The 16,230-nt window shown below is 70.1% G+C and carries 17 protein-coding genes and 1 tRNA gene; 13 read left to right on the forward strand and 5 right to left on the reverse strand.

From position 1 onward, the window contains the following. Positions 1–9 precede the first annotated feature (9 nt). Both ABT340_RS11560 and ABT340_RS11565 read left to right on the forward strand, forming a co-directional pair. Positions 10–243, forward strand: a complete 234-nt coding sequence (locus tag ABT340_RS11560) for a hypothetical protein (RefSeq protein ID WP_352010627.1) — start codon at positions 10–12, stop codon at positions 241–243. A 1-nt stretch (position 244) separates the two neighbouring features. After that, positions 245–1,837, forward strand: a complete 1,593-nt coding sequence (locus ABT340_RS11565) for an AMP-binding protein (RefSeq protein ID WP_352010628.1) — start codon at positions 245–247, stop codon at positions 1,835–1,837. Between the two features lie 88 nt (positions 1,838–1,925). Here the strand turns inward: ABT340_RS11565 and ABT340_RS11570 are convergent, their stop codons facing one another. Further along, the gene (locus ABT340_RS11570) at positions 1,926–2,933 is read right to left on the reverse strand and encodes a LacI family DNA-binding transcriptional regulator (RefSeq protein ID WP_352010629.1); all 1,008 of its coding nucleotides are present in this window, start codon (positions 2,931–2,933) and stop codon (positions 1,926–1,928) included. A gap of 206 nt (positions 2,934–3,139) precedes the next feature. Here ABT340_RS11570 and rhaI point away from each other — a divergent pair, with 206 nt between their 5' ends. From rhaI to ABT340_RS11585, 3 genes are read left to right on the forward strand one after another with little or no spacing between them, the layout of a single operon-like run. Then, positions 3,140–4,306, forward strand: a complete 1,167-nt coding sequence (rhaI, locus tag ABT340_RS11575; RefSeq protein ID WP_352010630.1) for an L-rhamnose isomerase — start codon at positions 3,140–3,142, stop codon at positions 4,304–4,306. Positions 4,307–4,355: 49 nt separating this feature from the next. Continuing rightward, complete coding sequence (locus ABT340_RS11580; RefSeq protein WP_352010631.1) at positions 4,356–6,410, forward strand: bifunctional aldolase/short-chain dehydrogenase; 2,055 nt, start codon at positions 4,356–4,358, stop codon at positions 6,408–6,410. Next, positions 6,407–7,834 (forward strand): rhamnulokinase, encoded by a 1,428-nt coding sequence (locus ABT340_RS11585; protein ID WP_352010632.1) that lies wholly within the window; start codon positions 6,407–6,409, stop codon positions 7,832–7,834. The genes ABT340_RS11580 and ABT340_RS11585 overlap by 4 nt, the downstream gene beginning before the upstream one ends. Positions 7,835–8,159: 325 nt before the next feature. On the opposite strand, the gene ABT340_RS11590 is transcribed toward ABT340_RS11585, so the two are convergent. Next, positions 8,160–8,852: a DUF6348 family protein gene (locus ABT340_RS11590; protein WP_352010633.1), complete on the reverse strand. Its 693-nt coding sequence runs from the start codon at positions 8,850–8,852 to the stop codon at positions 8,160–8,162. Between the two features lie 276 nt (positions 8,853–9,128). On the opposite strand from ABT340_RS11590, the gene ABT340_RS11595 reads away from it, so the two are divergent. Together ABT340_RS11595 and ABT340_RS11600 are read left to right on the forward strand one after the other, a co-directional pair. Then, positions 9,129–10,037: an ADP-ribosylglycohydrolase family protein gene (locus tag ABT340_RS11595; RefSeq protein WP_386186749.1), complete on the forward strand. Its 909-nt coding sequence runs from the start codon at positions 9,129–9,131 to the stop codon at positions 10,035–10,037. 54 nt (positions 10,038–10,091) lie between these two features. Beyond that, positions 10,092–10,349: a hypothetical protein gene (locus ABT340_RS11600; RefSeq protein WP_352010635.1), complete on the forward strand. Its 258-nt coding sequence runs from the start codon at positions 10,092–10,094 to the stop codon at positions 10,347–10,349. Between the two features lie 78 nt (positions 10,350–10,427). Here the strand turns inward: ABT340_RS11600 and ABT340_RS11605 are convergent, their stop codons facing one another. Together ABT340_RS11605 and ABT340_RS11610 are read right to left on the reverse strand one after the other, a co-directional pair. Next, complete coding sequence (locus ABT340_RS11605; protein WP_352010636.1) at positions 10,428–10,730, reverse strand: hypothetical protein; 303 nt, start codon at positions 10,728–10,730, stop codon at positions 10,428–10,430. A gap of 554 nt (positions 10,731–11,284) precedes the next feature. Next, on the reverse strand, positions 11,285–11,602 hold the full coding sequence (locus tag ABT340_RS11610) for a hypothetical protein (RefSeq protein ID WP_352010637.1): 318 nt from the start codon (positions 11,600–11,602) through the stop codon (positions 11,285–11,287). A gap of 320 nt (positions 11,603–11,922) precedes the next feature. On the opposite strand from ABT340_RS11610, the gene ABT340_RS11615 reads away from it, so the two are divergent. The 4 genes from ABT340_RS11615 to ABT340_RS11630 all read left to right on the forward strand — a co-directional run bounded on the left by ABT340_RS11615 (position 11,923) and on the right by ABT340_RS11630 (position 13,914). Next, positions 11,923–12,300 carry a peptidase inhibitor family I36 protein gene (locus tag ABT340_RS11615; protein WP_352010638.1) on the forward strand — a complete coding sequence of 126 codons (378 nt, stop codon included), beginning with the start codon at positions 11,923–11,925 and terminating at the stop codon, positions 12,298–12,300. 390 nt (positions 12,301–12,690) lie between these two features. Further along, positions 12,691–13,008, forward strand: a complete 318-nt coding sequence (locus tag ABT340_RS11620) for a hypothetical protein (RefSeq protein WP_352010639.1) — start codon at positions 12,691–12,693, stop codon at positions 13,006–13,008. Positions 13,009–13,137: 129 nt separating this feature from the next. Next, positions 13,138–13,431 (forward strand): hypothetical protein, encoded by a 294-nt coding sequence (locus ABT340_RS11625; protein WP_352010640.1) that lies wholly within the window; start codon positions 13,138–13,140, stop codon positions 13,429–13,431. A gap of 210 nt (positions 13,432–13,641) precedes the next feature. Then, positions 13,642–13,914 (forward strand): hypothetical protein, encoded by a 273-nt coding sequence (locus ABT340_RS11630; protein WP_352010641.1) that lies wholly within the window; start codon positions 13,642–13,644, stop codon positions 13,912–13,914. Between the two features lie 136 nt (positions 13,915–14,050). Here ABT340_RS11630 and ABT340_RS11635 read toward each other — a convergent pair. Beyond that, positions 14,051–14,124 (reverse strand) — tRNA-Arg (locus ABT340_RS11635). A gap of 210 nt (positions 14,125–14,334) precedes the next feature. Between ABT340_RS11635 and ABT340_RS11640 the strand changes: the two genes are divergently transcribed. Together ABT340_RS11640 and ABT340_RS11645 are read left to right on the forward strand one after the other, a co-directional pair. Next, positions 14,335–15,135: a phosphotransferase gene (locus tag ABT340_RS11640; RefSeq protein ID WP_352010642.1), complete on the forward strand. Its 801-nt coding sequence runs from the start codon at positions 14,335–14,337 to the stop codon at positions 15,133–15,135. Further along, complete coding sequence (locus ABT340_RS11645) at positions 15,119–16,066, forward strand: cobalamin biosynthesis protein (RefSeq protein ID WP_352010643.1); 948 nt, start codon at positions 15,119–15,121, stop codon at positions 16,064–16,066. The genes ABT340_RS11640 and ABT340_RS11645 overlap by 17 nt, the downstream gene beginning before the upstream one ends. Positions 16,067–16,230 lie beyond the last annotated feature (164 nt).

Genomic DNA, 16,230 nt, shown 5'->3' on the forward strand with positions numbered 1-16,230 from the left:
AGAACCATCGTGGCGGATCACGCGCGGCGCGGACCCGCTCGCCGGGGCGGCGACCGGACGGCGCCGCGCGTGATCACGCGGACCACCGCCGGGCCGGTCCTCCCCGGTACGCCGCCCTTCGTCTCCGAGGCGCCGGGCGCCGGACACGCCGCGGGCCGTGGCCCACGCGACGCGCACCGGCGCCCCCGGCCGTCCGGGCACACCATGATCTTCAACGCACCCACCGACGACCGGAGGTTGTGACATGCAGTCCTACTCGAACGCGGCGGCGCCGACTCCGCTGCTGGGCGAGACCATCGGCGACAACTTCGAGCGGACCGTACGGCGCTTCGGCGACCGCGAGGCGCTCGTCGATGTGCCCTCCGGTCGCCGCTGGACCTACACCGAGCTCGACGCCGACGTGAACCGGCTGGCCCTCGCGCTCCTGGCCTCCGGGATCGCCAAGGGCGACCGGATCGGCATCTGGGCACCCAACTGCGCCGAATGGGTGATCGTCCAGTACGCCACCGCGAAGATCGGCGCGATCCTGGTCAACGTCAACCCCGCCTACCGCAGTCACGAGCTCGACTACGTCGTCAGGCAGTCGGGACTGCGCCTGCTCGTCAGCGCGCTCACGCACAAGGGCAGCGACTACCGCGCGATGGTCGAGGAGATCGGGTTCACCGACGTCGTCTACCTCGGCGACCCCGGCTGGGACCGGCTGCTGGCGCTGACCGCCCCCGAGGAGCGGCTGCGCGAGCGCATGGCCTCGCTGGGCGCCGACGACGCGATCAACATCCAGTACACCTCCGGCACGACCGGCTTCCCCAAGGGCGCGACGCTCTCGCACCACAACATCCTCAACAACGGGTTCTTCGTCGGCGAGCTCCTCCACTACGACGAGCACGACAGGGTGTGCCTGCCGGTGCCCTTCTACCACTGCTTCGGCATGGTGATGGGCAACCTCGGCGCCACCTCCCACGGCGCGTGCGTGGTCATCCCCGCGCCCGGCTTCGACCCCGAGGCGACGCTGCGGGCCGTACAGCAGGAACGATGCACCTCCCTGTACGGCGTGCCGACCATGTTCATCGCCGAACTCGCCCTCGCGGGGCGGTACGACCTGTCCAGCCTGCGCACCGGCATCATGGCGGGCTCGCCCTGCCCCGTCGAGGTGATGAAGCGCGTCGTCACCGAGATGAACATGGCCGAGGTCGCCATCTGCTACGGCATGACCGAGACCTCGCCCGTCTCGACCATGACCAGGTTCGACGACAGCCTGGAGCGCCGCACCGAGACCGTCGGACAGGTGATGCCGCACGTCGAAGTCAAGATCACAAGCCCGGAGAGCGGGCTGACCGTGCCGCGCGGCGAGCCGGGTGAGCTGTGCACGCGCGGCTACTCGGTGATGCTCGGCTACTGGAACGAGCCGGAGCGTACGGCCGAGGTCATCGACGACGCCCGCTGGATGCACACCGGTGACCTGGCCACCATGGACGCCGACGGCTACGTCAACGTGGTCGGCCGGATCAAGGACATGGTCATCAGGGGCGGCGAGAACGTCTACCCGCGTGAGATCGAGGAGTTCCTCTACCGCCACCCCGACATCGCCGACGTGCAGGTGGTCGGCGTGCCCGACGAGAAGTACGGCGAGGAGCTCATGGCCTGGATCGTCATCCGCGAGGGCGGCGTCCCCCTGACCGCCGAGGCCGTCAGGGAGTTCTGCGCGGGCAAACTCGCCCACTACAAGATCCCGCGCTACGTCCACGTCGTCGACGCGTTCCCGATGACGGTCACCGGCAAGATCCGAAAGGTCGAGATGCGCGAGGAGGGCGTGCGCCTGCTCGGGCTCGGCCGGTGAACCGGTCATGAGGCCCGCGGTCACCACTCGTCTCGGGTGGTGACCACGGGCGCCCTGCCCGCGTGGCGCCGTCGGAGCGGGGACGGAGTCAGGCCCGCGTCGAGGCCCGCTCCACGAGTTCGGGCCGGAAGACGACCTGCCTGGGCTCCTCCGTTCCCTGGCCCGACGCCTCCTGGAGCAGCAGGTCGACCGCCGTCCGGCCGAGCAGGGCCGCCGGCTGCCTGATCGAGGAGAACGGCACGATCGCCGTGGCGGCGAAGTCGATGTCGTCGTACCCGATCAGCGCCATGTCCTCGGGAACCCGGAGCCTTCCCCGCAGCATGAGTGCCTGCAGCAGCCCCATCGCGAGCAGGTCGTTGGCGGCGAACACCGCGTCGGGGCGCTCGGCGGGGGAGCGCTCCTGCAGGGCCTCGCCGACGGCACAGCCCTCCGGCACGGTCAGGCTCCCGGTCGGGACCACCTCGATCGCGGCGCCCGCGACCTCGGCGACGGCGCGGCGGGCGCCCTCAAGACGGTCGGAGACCTGCCGGATGCCCAGCGGCCCGCCCACGAAGGCGATCCTGCGGCGGCCCCGCCCAAGCAGGTGCTGTGCGGCGAGGAACCCGCCTGCGACGTCGTCGACCGCCACCGAGGAGAAGCTGCGAGGGGGAGCCTGCCTGTCGACGAGCACGACCGGGGTGCCGCCGCGGCGCAACCGTTCGAGCCTGGCGAGATCCTCGTTGAGCGGCGTGATCAGCAGGCCGTGAACCCGCTGCTCCTCGAAGAGATCGAGATACGCCGCCTCGCGGGTGCCGTTCGCGCCGCTGTTGCCGAGCAGCACGGTCAGGCTCTCCGCGGCGGCCCGATCCTCGGCGCCGCGCGCGACCTCGGTGAAGAAGGGGTTGCGCACGTCGAGCACGACCAGGCCGATCGAACGGCTCCTCCCGGCCCGTAACTGCCGGGCCGCGTCGTTGCGGACGAAGCCCAGTTCCTCGATCGCGGAGAGCACGCGTTCGACGGTCGCCGGGGCGACCTTGTCCGGATGGTTCAGGACATTGGAGACGGTGCCCACCGAGACCGACGCCGCGGCTGCGACGTCGCGGACGCTCACCGTCATGGGTTCTCCCTCGCTGCGTCGGTCCGGCCCCGGATCGCCGGGACTCTTCGAGAAGATAGCGCGCCGCGGCCGACGTGACTTGCCCGCGCCGGGTCGTTGTAACTACAGTTTGAAACGTTTCAATTCTACCCTTCACGCTCTCGGCCAAGCCCCGCCACCGCGAAGCCCGTTCGACGGCGGCATCCGACCGGCAGAAAGAGACGACCGTGACCACGCTCTCCCCCGACATCCTGGCCGAGCTCGAACGGCAGGCCATCGAGTTGCCGAGCTGGGCGTTCGGCAACTCGGGCACCCGCTTCAAGGTCTTCTCGACGCCGGGCACACCGCGCGACCCGTACGAGAAGATCGCCGACGCCGCACAGGTACACGCGTACACGGCCCTCGCGCCGACCGTGGCCCTGCACATCCCGTGGGACAGGGTCGACTCCTACGACGACCTGCGCCGGCACGCCGAAGGGCTCGGCGTCGCCCTCGGCACGATCAACTCGAACACCTTCCAGGACGACGACTACAGGTTCGGCGCCCTCACCCACGAGGACCCGAGGATCCGGCGCAAGGCGATCGACCACCACTTCGAGTGCATCGACGTCATGCACGCCACCGGCAGCCGCGACCTGAAGATCTGGCTCGCCGAGGGCTCGAACTACCCGGGCCAGGCCGACCTGCGCGGCCGCCAGGACCGCCTGCACGAGTCACTGAGGACGATCTACGACCGGCTCGGCGACGGGCAGCGCCTCGTGCTTGAGTACAAGTTCTTCGAGCCGGCGTTCTACCACACCGACGTGCCCGACTGGGGAACGAGCTACGTCCAGGTCGCCGCGCTCGGCGACAGGGCCGTGGTCTGCCTCGACACCGGCCACCACGCGCCCGGCACCAACATCGAGTTCATCGTCATGCAGCTGCTGCGCCTCGGCAAACTCGGCTCCTTCGACTTCAACTCGCGCTTCTACGCCGACGACGACCTCATCGTCGGCGCGGCCGACCCGTTCCAGCTGTTCCGCATCCTCTTCGAGGTCATCCGCGGCGGCGGCCTCAACCACCCCGACGTCGCGTTCATGCTCGACCAGTGCCACAACGTCGAGGACAAGATCCCCGGCCAGATCCGCTCGGTGCTCAACGTGCAGGAGATGACCGCGCGCGCCCTGCTGGTCGACCGTGCGGCCCTGGCCGCCGCCCAGCGCGGCGGCGACGTGCTGGAGGCCAACCGCGTCCTCATGGACGCCTTCCACACCGACGTGCGCCCGGCCCTCGCGGGGTGGCGCGAGTCGCGAGGCCTGCCCGCCGACCCGATGAGGGCCTTCGCCGCGTCGGGCTACCTCGCCAGGACCGCCGAGGAACGCGTCGGCGGCACACAGGCGGGCTGGGGCGCGTGAACCCGTACGGCCCTGTGACCACCATCCGCCACACCGAAGGACTCCACTCATGACGAACCAGGCAGCCGCCGACCTCATCGCGCGGTCGAACCGCCTCGGCGCCGACCCGAAGAACACGAACTACGCAGGAGGCAACACCTCGGCGAAGGGCACCGAGACCGACCCGGTCACGGGCGAGCCCGTCGAACTGCTCTGGGTGAAGGGCTCAGGAGGTGACCTCGGCACCCTCACCGAGGCCGGACTCGCGGTGCTGCGCCTCGACCGGCTCCGCGACCTCGTGAAGGTGTACCCCGGCGTCGAACGCGAGGACGAGATGGTCGCCGCGTTCGACCACTGCCTGTTCGGCCTTGGCGGGCCGTACGGCGGAGCCGGCGCCGCGCCGTCGATCGACACGGCCATGCACGGCCTCGTCGACGCCGCGCACGTCGACCACCTGCACCCGGACTCGGGCATCGCCGTCGCGACCTCCGCCGCGGGCGAGGAGCTCACGAAGAGGATCTTCGGGGACCGGGTCGTGTGGGTGCCGTGGCGCCGCCCGGGCTTCCAGCTCGGCCTCGACATCGCGGAGATCAAGGCGAAGAACCCGCAGGCGGTCGGTTGTGTCCTCGGCGGCCACGGCATCACCGCGTGGGGCGAGACCTCCGAGGAGAGCGAGCGGAACTCGCTCTGGATCATCGACACCGCCGCGGCGTACATCGCCGAGCACGGCAGGCCGGAACCGTTCGGCGCGGTCGTACCGGGCTACGAGCCGCTGCCCGAGGCCGAACGGCGCGCGAAGGCCGCCGCGCTCGCGCCGACGATCCGCGGCCTCGCGTCGCACGACAGGCCGCAGCTCGGCCACTTCACCGACGGTGAGGCGGTGCTCGACTTCCTCTCCCGAGAGAAGCTGCGGCCGCTCGCGGAGCTCGGCACGAGCTGCCCCGACCACTTCCTGCGCACGAAGGTGAAGCCACTCGTGCTCGACCTTCCGGCGTCGGCGAGCGTCGAGGAGAGCATCACGCGCCTCAGGGAACTGCACGAGCGCTACCGCGCCGACTACCAGGCGTACTACGACGCCTACGCGACCGAGGACTCTCCCGCGATCCGCGGCGCCGACCCGGCGATCGTGCTCGTGCCCGGCGTCGGCATGTTCTCCTTCGGCAAGGACAAGCAGACCGCGCGCGTGGCCGGGGAGTTCTACGTCAACGCGATCAACGTGATGCGCGGCGCCGAGGCGCTGTCGACCTACGCCCCCATCTCCGACGAGGAGAAGTTCCGCATCGAGTACTGGGCGCTTGAGGAGGCCAAGCTGCGGCGGATGCCGAAGCCCAGGACACACGCCACGCGCGTCGCGCTCGTCACCGGCGCGGCCTCCGGCATCGGCAAGGCCGTCGCCACCCGGCTCGCGGCCGAGGGCGCCTGCGTCGTCGTCGCCGACCTCGACCTGGAGAAGGCGCGGGCGGTCGCGGCCGAACTCGGCGGCACGGACGTCGCGATCGGAGTGTCGGCGAACGTGACGGACGCCGCCCAGGTGAAGGCCGCGATCGACGAGGCGGTGCTCGCCTTCGGCGGCCTCGACCTCGTGGTGAACAACGCAGGTCTCTCGCTCTCGAAGCCGCTCCTTGAGACGACCGAGGCCGACTGGGACCTGCAGCACGACGTCATGGCCAAGGGCTCGTTCCTCGTGTCGAAGGCCGCCGCGCGGGTGCTCATCGAGCAGGGACTCGGCGGTGACATCGTCTACATCTCCTCGAAGAACTCGGTGTTCGCCGGCCCGAACAACATCGCCTACTCGGCGGCGAAGGCCGACCAGGCCCACCAGGTGCGTCTGCTCGCGGTCGAACTGGGGGAGTACGGCGTCAGGGTCAACGGTGTCAACCCCGACGGCGTCGTGCGCGGCTCGGGCATCTTCGCCTCAGGCTGGGGCGCCAACCGGGCGAAGACCTACGGCATCCCCGAGGAGGACCTGGGCAGGTTCTACGCCCAGCGCACGATCCTGAAGCGCGAGGTGCTGCCGGAACACGTCGCGAACGCGGTGTTCGTGCTCACCGGCCCCGAACTCGGCCACACCACCGGCCTGCACATCCCGGTCGACGCGGGGGTCGCCACCGCGTTCCTGCGATGACCGCCGGGTCGGTCGCCGCGGTCGACCTCGGGGCCACCAGCGGCCGGGTCGTCGTCGGGCACGTCGACCAGGCGGCGGGCGCGCTCGGACTCGACCACGTCGCGAGGTTCCCGAACGGGCCCGTGCGCCTGGCGTCGGGCCTGCACTGGAACCTCACCGGCCTGTACCGCGACCTCACACACGGGCTCGCGGACGCCTTCCGCCGCGAGCCCGGCGTCACGTCGATCGGCGTGGACTCCTGGGCCGTCGACTACGCGCTGCTGCGCGGCGACCGCGTCCTCGGCGAGCCGTTCCACTACCGCGACGAACGCAACGAGGCCGCGGTCGAGGCGGTGCACGCGCGGGTGCCGTTCGAGGAGCTCTACCGCCGCAACGGCCTGCAGTTCCTGCCCTTCAACACCGTGTACCAGCTCGCGGCCGAACGGGCCGGCGGATGCCTCGGCCTCGCCGACTCGCTCCTGCTCATCCCCGACCTCGTCGGCTTCCAGCTCACGGGCGAGAAGGCCGCCGAGCGCACCAACGCCTCGACGACCGGACTGCTGGAGGTCAGGACGGGCGAGTGGGACCGCGAACTCGCCGACCGGCTCGGGCTCGACGCGTCCGTACTGCCGCGTCTCGTCTCGCCGGGCACCTCGCTCGGCGGCCTGCGGCCCGAGGTCGCCGCGGAACTCGGCGCTCCCGCCGGGACGCGGGTCGTGGCCGTCGGCTCGCACGACACGGCCTCGGCGGTCGTCGCCGTGCCGATGCGCCCCGAGGCCGCGGCCTACATCTCCTGCGGCACCTGGGGCCTCGTCGGCGTCGAACTCGAACGGCCGGTGACCACGGACGCCGCGCGCGAGGCGAACTTCACGAACGAGGGCGGCGTCGACGGCCGGGTGCGCTTCCTGCACAACGTCATGGGGCTCTGGCTGCTGTCGGAGTCGGTGCGCTGGTGGGAACGCGACGGGTCGCCGATCGACCTGCCCGGGCTTCTCGCGCAGGCGGCCGCGGTCACGACCGCGGTGCCCGTGTTCGACGCGAACGACCCGCGCTTCCTCGCCCCGGGCGACCTGCCGGGGCGCATCGCGCGGTGGTGCGCGGAACACGGGGTCGCCGCGCCGCGAAGCCGTGCGGAGTTCGCCCGCTCGATCGTCGAAAGCCTGGCCGAGGCGTTCGCGAACGCCGTGCGCACGGCGTCGGCCCTCTCGGGCGTCGGCGTCGAGACGATCCACGTCGTGGGCGGCGGCGCGCTCAACACGCTGCTCTGCCAACGTACGGCCGACCGCTCGGGCCTGCCGGTGCTGGCGGGCCCCGTGGAGGCCACGGCCATCGGCAACGTCCTGATCCAGGCCCGCTCCGCGGGCTTCGCCAACGGCGACCTGGAAACCCTCCGCTCCCTCGTCGCCCACGCCTTCACCCCGACCCGCCACGACCCGGCCTGCTGAACACCGGGCACCGGCGGGGGCGTGGACACGCTGGAGGGGCACGGCAGGACGTGGGTCCGTCCGCCGGAGACGCGGGCGAGGGCCTCGGGATGCCAGGCCTCGTGAACCGCGGCCTGGCCGTGTTCGCAGCGGTTCCGCCTGGGTCATCCGGCCAGGGATGTGGTTTCGGTGAGGACGCGGGCGAACCGGACGCGGATGCCGTGCCGTACGGCGTGGCGGCGGGCGCGAAGGATCTACGGTACGGCGAAGCAGGCCGAGCGTGGAAAGCCGGGGCGTCCCACCTGTTTCGCCGGCCTTCTCGTTCGAGAACCGCGGTGTCCCGCTCTCACCCGGTCTCGTTGTGCACGAGCAGCACGAACGTCCGAGCGTAGGACAGACCTTCGGCCGGTCGAGGCCAGTCCAGATCGGCCAGCATTTCCGAGGCCTCCTCGTGACGGACGCCGTTGACCCGGATTTCGGTGGTCTCGGTGTCCTTGCCGCCGCCGAAGAACGCCTTGATGCCGATCAGGTGGTCACGCTCGAACGTGCTCCCCAGCACCGGGGCCAGCCGGGGCAGAAGCGGGTTGTCCACCGCCCAGTGCTGGACGGCCAGGAAGTCGTCGCCCGTGCCCCACCCGGTGATACCGCCGTGGATGGCATGCCAGCCGGGGAACCCGTCGGGCGCGTCGGCGGCGAAGTGCCCGGCGAAGGAGCCGTCCTGGCTGAGAAGTTCGAAGAGGGCGCTGCCGGTGGTGCCCAGCCAGAGCTGGATCGCACGATCCACGGCCTCCTCGGTGGTGCCGCCGTACCCCGCGACGCAGTCGCTGATCGTGGTGTCGTCCGGCCGGTCGACGTTGAGAACGAAATCAAGGTCAAGGTGGCCGGGACTGCCGGTGTGATCCTCGCCGAGCACGACGGCGACCGAGCCGGACCCTCTGACCATGCCGTCCGTGACGTGCCAGGGCTTGTCCGTGGCCTCGGTCAACCGCCGGGCGACCATATCCAACACGACCTCGTCCGGCAGCCGGTCATCGTCCATGACGACTCCTTCCTCACGTTTCACCAGGATCGTTACGGACCAGAGCAGACCGTACCGCACCGCAGGCAACCGCCACCGTTGCGGTTGATCACCGCCGTACGGCGTGAGGTCACCGAGGATCCTCCGGCCGCAGGCAGCCGCACGGGCCGGAGGTTCCGGTCGGTACGCCAACCGCATCGTCAGCCGGGACGAGGTGGCCGAACCCTCCTGGGGAGTGCCGAAGGCGGTTCGCAGGCGCTCCCACGGTCGGACACATCCGGCCCGTCACCCCTCACAATGAAGGGGATGCCATCCACTCCCTTCGCGCGCGCCACGGCCTCTCTGCACGGACTGGCCCTCGGCGACGCCTTCGGTTCCCAGTTCTTCGTTCCGGCCAGTCGTCACGCTCTCTCCGGCCGTCTGCTTCCGCCCGACCCGTGGCAGTGGACCGACGACACCGAGATGGCGTGCTCCATCTACCGTGTCCTGGCTGATCACGGTGTCGCCGACCAGGACAGGCTCGCCGCGAGCTTCGCGGCCCGTCACGATTTCGACCGCGGGTACGGCCCGGCCACCAACCGGATGCTTCGCCTTGTCCGTGAAGGCGGCGACTGGCGAGCGCTTTCGGCTGAGTTGTTCGACGGCAAGGGCTCATGGGGCAACGGCGCCGCGATGCGAGTGGCACCGCTCGGTGCCTGGCTCGCCGATGACCTCGCGGAGGTCGTCCGACAGGCGGCCCTGTCGGCGCAGGTCACCCACACACACCCGGAAGCGGTGGCCGGAGCCGTCGCCGTAGCCGTGGCTTCGGCGACGGTGGTCAGGGAACCCGACCTCTCCCCAGGGCGGTTTCTCGACAGGGTCAGGGAACACGTGCCCGCGAGCCTGGTCCGGGAAGGCATCGACGAAGCCCGCAGGCTCCTCACCATCGGTGATCCCGTGCTCGCCGCTCAGACCCTGGGGAACGGGCGACAGGTCAGCGCCCACGACACGGTTCCCTTCACGCTCTGGGTGGCGGCCCGCGAACGTCGTGACTTCGAAGCGGCCATGTGGACCACCGCGACAGCCGGCGGCGACGTCGACACCACCTGCGCCATCGTCGGCGGCATCGTCGCGGCTTCGGGCACCACCGGTTTCCTCCCTCCGGAGTGGGCAAGCAGATGCGAACCACTGCCGAACTGGGCGGGAGCCCCACCACTCACCCCATGAGCCGGACGTCTTCGCCAAGGACGAACCGCGGACAGCCGTAATGAGCGGATCACGATGCCGATGCGCACCCACGCCTGGGAACTGGACGCGAACGGAGAGTTCGACGGCGAGCGGGCCGACGCCGCGTCGCGTGCGCACGCCGCCGCCCTCCCTGCCGCTTACAAGAAAGCCGACCCCGGCACCGTGACTCTGTCCCGGCTGGACGCCTCCGCGCTGACCGGTCCCGTCCCGTTGCCCGCCCTGGACGCTCCGGAACTCTCGAACGACGTTCCAGGCTCCTGCGGCTGTGCCAAGGATGTCGGCATGTGGTGACCGCGCCCGTGGCCTGACGAACGGTGCGCCCCCGTCCTCCGTGGAGGCGGGGGCGCCGTCATGCCGTTCAGTGCCGCGTCAGTCGAGCAGGATGATCCTGTAGCCGAGGAGGGTGCCCGAGATGTACGCGGACGAGATCTCGCCCACCCCTACTGGGTCGCCATCGCGGTAGATGTACCCCACCTGGGGGTTTACGTGCAGGCCCTCGGCGTGGATCGCCTGCCGGCCCGTGCCGCCCGTGCACTGGCTGTAGGCGGTGTTACCCGAGTGCCACGCGGTGCAGCCTGTCAGGGTGGCGTGGGCGGGGGATGCGGAGCCCACCAGCAGGGAGGCGGTGAGCAGGGCGGTGGCGGACGCGGCCGTAACCCGGTTTCTTCTCATGTGCGCTTCCTCCGATTCCGAAGGTAAATGGCACTTCCAGTAAGAAACTTTCCTAAGCGGACGATACGCACCAGGAAGGACGAGGCAAGCGCTTTCCGCGCCTTCGCCAAGCCGGGAACGCCTCCGTCCAGAAGGACCGGGCGTCCTCATGTGAGGAAGTCTCGCTGCAGGCCACAGACGGCTCCTGCTCGGACGTGTTGCGACCCCTCGTGGGGGCGATGAGGACGCGGCGTCCCGCACGGGGCGTGAACGGCGTCTGCGCGCTGTGACCCCTCACGGGGTGATGAGGCGAGTACCAGAACGGCGGCGTCTGGCCTTACATGTCGCGAACCCTCACAAGGGTGATGAGGCAAGGTCGGGGAGTCGCCGGTTCCGGTGTTCTTGCTGCGACCCCTCTGAGGATGATGAGCCCCCTCAGTCTGCTCCGCGACGTCGACGACCGCAAGCGACAGCGCCCCCGCCTCCATGCTGGAGGCGGGGCGCCGGCCCCTCACAGGGGCGATGAGGATGATGAGGAAGGCCGGGCAGGGGGCCGCGCCGGGCGAGACTCCCGGCTAGCCGGCGAATTCGCAGTCATAGCCCGTCACATTGGGCTGCCCTACTCCGGCCATCGTCACACGGCAGACGAAGACATAGCCCCAAGACGTGACCGCGATCCGAGCGGGCCCGTTGACCGGTCCGGGCCCGTCACAGCCATTGGCGTCCAGGAACGGCGTCGGCCTCCCGGACCAGGTCAGGCTGCCGCCGTCCCACCACCTCGCCGTCGCGCAGACGAACTCCGGCAGAGGATCGGAGAAAGCGGCCGCAACGGCCATCGGCGGGGCGGCGAGCACCGCAGCCGCGGCGGTGACGGCGAAGCGCTTGAAGGACATGGGGGCGCCCTTTCACGGAGGGGGCCGGCGAGACCGTTCGGGGGAGCGCCTCGAAGGTAACCCGGGAGAGCGGTCTCACCCCTTGGCCAGAAGCGGACATTAAAGAGTTCGGTAAGCGCTTTCTGTGCCTTCGCCAAGTCGAGAGCGCCACCGATCGCCCGCGCCTGAGCGAAATTAATAAGGAAGCTTCGGAAAGTGTTTTCGGGCTACCGTAAACACCATTGCGCGGCTCCCGAAGAAATGCCACCCTATGTCTGTCGCGGCCGCGGCCTCCAGCAGGGTCTAAGTAAATGAAATCCCCATGAAGAAAGGGCGCTCTCATGCGCAAGGAATCCGCGCGTCTCGCCGCGCGTACGTTGACCGCCTTGGCCGTGGCGGTGATCGCAGGGATGGGCGCGCTTCCAGCCTCGGCAGCCCAAACGGCCCCTCAGGCCGGATTGTTCTGCACCTACCAGCACAAGGACTTCGGCGGCGCGCGCGAGTGCTTCTCGGCGCCCGGCGGGGCTCTCACATACAACGACAACCAGGTCAGTTCGGTGTACAACGACACCGGATACCTGCTGTGCGCACGAGACACCGCGGGCGCAAGCTTCGAGTTGGCCGTTGACCACGGCCACTACTACAAGAACCTCACGAAGGACACCTATCCGGGCGGAGGCTCCTGGAACGACCGCATTTCCGTGATCGAACCCTGCTGACCCCTCCGGCATTCATCGCCCGCAGCGAATGCCCCGGATAAAACAAGAAACCGACCCTCTTCGCCGTGTCTGAAATATCAAATGTCCTGTCAGTCGAAGGCTGGCAGGACATTGTGATGTCGCGCGAAGGCGTCCCGCCGTCCACCGGGCCGCCTCGGTGACGGGTCCAGAGTCACCGGCTGCGTGAACCTCGCTGTTTCACGAACGCCGCCGAGGCCGGGCACGAGGGCGGCGTGACAGCCGACCGGGTAAGCGACTGATTCGGGCCCGGTCCGGCAGGTCGCGGAACGGCACCATGCGACCGAAATATGAGAAAGCGTTAGCTCCTCGACCCGGGCATTCGATGGTCATCTTGAGGCGATCATTCCTGCCTTGCAGAGGAGCCATGTGGTGAAGATCCGCATCCTGCGCGCCGTAGCGGTGCTCGTGCTCGTCTCGGGAGTCAGCGCCCTGTCCGGCGCCCTGTCCGGTGCGATGACCGCGACCGCCGCCGACACCGCCACAACGTCCGCTGCTGAGGCCCGTTCCTCTGTGTCCCTACCGCCGGACTGGTACCGGCAGGGACCTTTCTCCTCCCAGGAGGCATGCCGGACGGCCCGGCAGGAGGGCGCCGACCGGGGCGACTACACCTCGGCGAGCGGCTGCTACCACTACGACGGCGACCAGGGCTGGCCGACGGGCTGGTACTTCGACGTGTACCTCCCATGACCCTCAGCACGGCACAAACCGGCCCGTTCATCGGACCATGCCGCCGAAATACGGGAAACCGGGAACTCCCCGCCCCGGCCGATCGGTGCTCATCTGAAGGCGTCCCCCCGCCGGCCGCAAGGAGACCTCGTGAAAATCCGTCGACTGTCCACCGCAGCCGTACTGGTGGCGATGAGCGCCGGCGTCCTGGCCGGCGCGACACCCGCCGTCGCCTCCAGCCGGGCGAGCGCCACCACCGCCTCTGCCGGTGAGCACCCCTCCCTGATGGAGCAGTGGTATCGAAGAGGCCCCTATCCGACCCTGGCCGCCTGCAATGCGGCGCTGCTGGAGGTGTTCACCGACCTGCTGATAACCGACTGCTACTACTACAACGGCGATCCGCGCCCGGGGATGCGGGGGTACTACTACGACATATACCTGTGACGAACGGGACATATCCCGTCCGCCTGTCCCATGGCCGGCGCGGTTGGCGCCCCCGCAGTCTCCGGCCGGAGGCGGGGGCATCCTGCTGTTCGCCTGCGCACGATCACCCTGCCCATGCAACCCGCCAGGCGGCTTCTGCGCCTCACCCAGGTACGAAGAGCCACCACCCGATCGAGGAACACCACTACCCGCGACGCTCTCGAAGCCGCCATGACCATGACGCCGAAGACGGAGACACCGCCGACGCGGGTCTTCACATCGACCGTGAGGAGCGCGTGCCGCTCCACCTTGACGGCTCTCACGGTCGTGGCCGTTGTCGCTGTTCTTCACAGGGCTGGGCCGCAGCTGAACAAAGCGGGGCAGGAGCTCGACGCCGAAACCGAAACCGAAGTCCTGCTCAGGATCTATGCCAAGTGCATCGCCGGCCAGGACGAGGCCGCCAAGCGCCGAATCGCCAAGCGCCCGGGAGGAGACGGCGCGTGATCCGCGGCAGGCCTGGAAACTTGTGCACACATTAGGCACAACCAGCCGCAGCCGCCCGCCCCCAACCGCACACGTCAAGAGAGCCTCCGCCCGGCGTCGCCGCTGGTCAGAGGCTCTTTTGGCTGGTCATGCGAAGCGCGCCCTGCAGGATTCGAACCTGCGACCGTCGGATTAGAAGTCCGGTGCTCTATCCAGCTGAGCTAAGGGCGCTCCCGCTTAATTGTGCATGATCCGGGGAGTGCGTACGCATCGGTTTCCCGTCTGTGTCGCGAGGATCACTCCGCAGGCCGGAGGCCGGGGAGCGTACCCAGGGGACATCTGCCCGGCGGAGTGGTCGTAGGGGCGGTGATCTGCGGCGCGTTGGGCGTTTCACCGGAAATCGTTCTCCTCGAAGGGAAAGGCGGTCTACGCTCGTATGCCATGTTCGCCGTCACGTTCCAGAAGGAGATTCCCCTGCTGGGCGGTGACGTGACCGACGGTGTCGTGCGGGTCGGCGACACCGTCCGCAGACCGGTCCGCACCTCGACGCGGTCGGTGCACGCGCTGTTGCGGCACCTGGAGAGCGCCGGATTCGACGGGGCGCCGAGGACCATGGGGTTCGACGAGGAGGGCAGGGAGATCCTGACCTACGTCGTGGGGGAGTCGGCCCCCAGGCCGCTGCCCGCCTACGCGCTCACCGACGAGTCACTGGTCGCCCTGGCGGAGTTGCTGCGGCGCTTCCACGACGCCTGCGCCGGGTTCGTCCCGCCCCGGGGCGCCTGCTGGGAGACGGGGTCCAACGACGACGCGCCCGCCGAACTGGTCGGCCACTGCGACGTCAACCTCGACAATGTGATCTTCAGGGACGGGCTGCCCGCCGCGTTGATCGACTTCGACATGGCCAGGCCGACGACCCGGTTGTTCGACGTGGTGACGACGTTGCGGCACTGGGCGCCGATCGCCGACCCCGTCGACCTGGAGCCGCTCCAGGCCGATCTCGCGGTCGGGCCGAGGCTGCGACTGTTCTGCGACGCGTACGGCCTGGCGGCCCGGGACCGTCGCCGCCTGCTCGACCTGTCCAGGCTTCGCTTCAACCGCTCCTACGTCGCCATGCGCGCCAGGGCGGAGTCCCTGGGCGGTGGCTGGGCCCGGATGTGGGAGGGTGGCGCCGGGGCACGCATCCGTCGGGCGTGCGCCTGGCTTGAGAGGAACCAGGACCGGCTTCATGGCCATCTCATCTGAAACCCGGGCAGAGGCTCTGGGGATGCTCGCCGGGGTCGTCGCGGACGCCGTACTGGGTGATCCGAGGCGTGGACATCCGGTCGCGTTGTTCGGCCGGGCCGCGGCGGCGCTGGAGAGCCGTCTGTACGGCGACGCCCGCCCCGCCGGGGTCGTCCATGTCGCGCTGTGCGTCGGCCCGGTGGCGTTGCTCGGGGTGGCCGTGGCCAGGACGGGCAATCCGGTGCTGCGGGGCGCGCTGAGCGCGGTGGCCACCTGGGCGGTGCTCGGCGGCACGACGCTGGGGCGCGAGGGCGTGGCGATGGCGGAGTTCCTTGAGGCGGACGACCTCGCGGGCGCACGCGGCAGGCTCTCGCACCTGTGCGGGCGCGACCCCTCCCGGCTTGAGGCGGCGGAACTGGCCAGGGCGACGGTCGAGTCGGTCGCGGAGAACACCTCGGACGCCGTGGTCGCGCCACTGTTCTGGGGGGCGGTGGCCGGGGTTCCCGGGCTGCTGGCCTACCGGGCGGTCAACACCCTGGACGCCATGGTCGGCCACCGCAGCGCCCGCTACGAGCGGTTCGGCTGGGCCGCCGCCCGGCTCGACGACGTCGCCAACCTCGCCCCGGCACGGATCACCGGCCTGCTCACGGCCGTGTGCGCGCCCGTGGTCGGCGGCTCGGCCCGGCGTTCTGCGCGGATGCTGCGCAGGGACGGCCACCGCCATCCCAGCCCGAACTCGGGTCGCTGCGAGGCGGCCTTCGCCGGGGCGCTCGACGTCACGCTCGGCGGCGTCAACGTGTACGGCGACCGCGTGGAGCACCGCCCGGAGATGGGCGACGGCCCCAAGCCCTCGGTGCCGGACATCCGCCGCGCCGTACGGCTGGCCAGGGCGGTCGGGTTCACCGCGGCGGGCGTGGCGGTGCTGGCGACGTTCCTGCGCCGACGGCGGTAGGGGACCTCTGAGTTCACGGCGCCGGAAAGGGCCTCCTGTGCCGACGGCGCCGGGAGCGATCCTTTGCGCCTGCGGCGGCAAGAGAGGCGAGAGCGGTCCCCGGCGGTGCGAGCGAGCCCCAGGCCCCGCTCCCTGGCCTGCATCGACGAAGGCGGCGTTTTTCG

This window comes from Streptosporangium sp. NPDC000239 (assembly GCF_040300765.1).
Lineage (GTDB): Bacteria > Actinomycetota > Actinomycetes > Streptosporangiales > Streptosporangiaceae > Streptosporangium.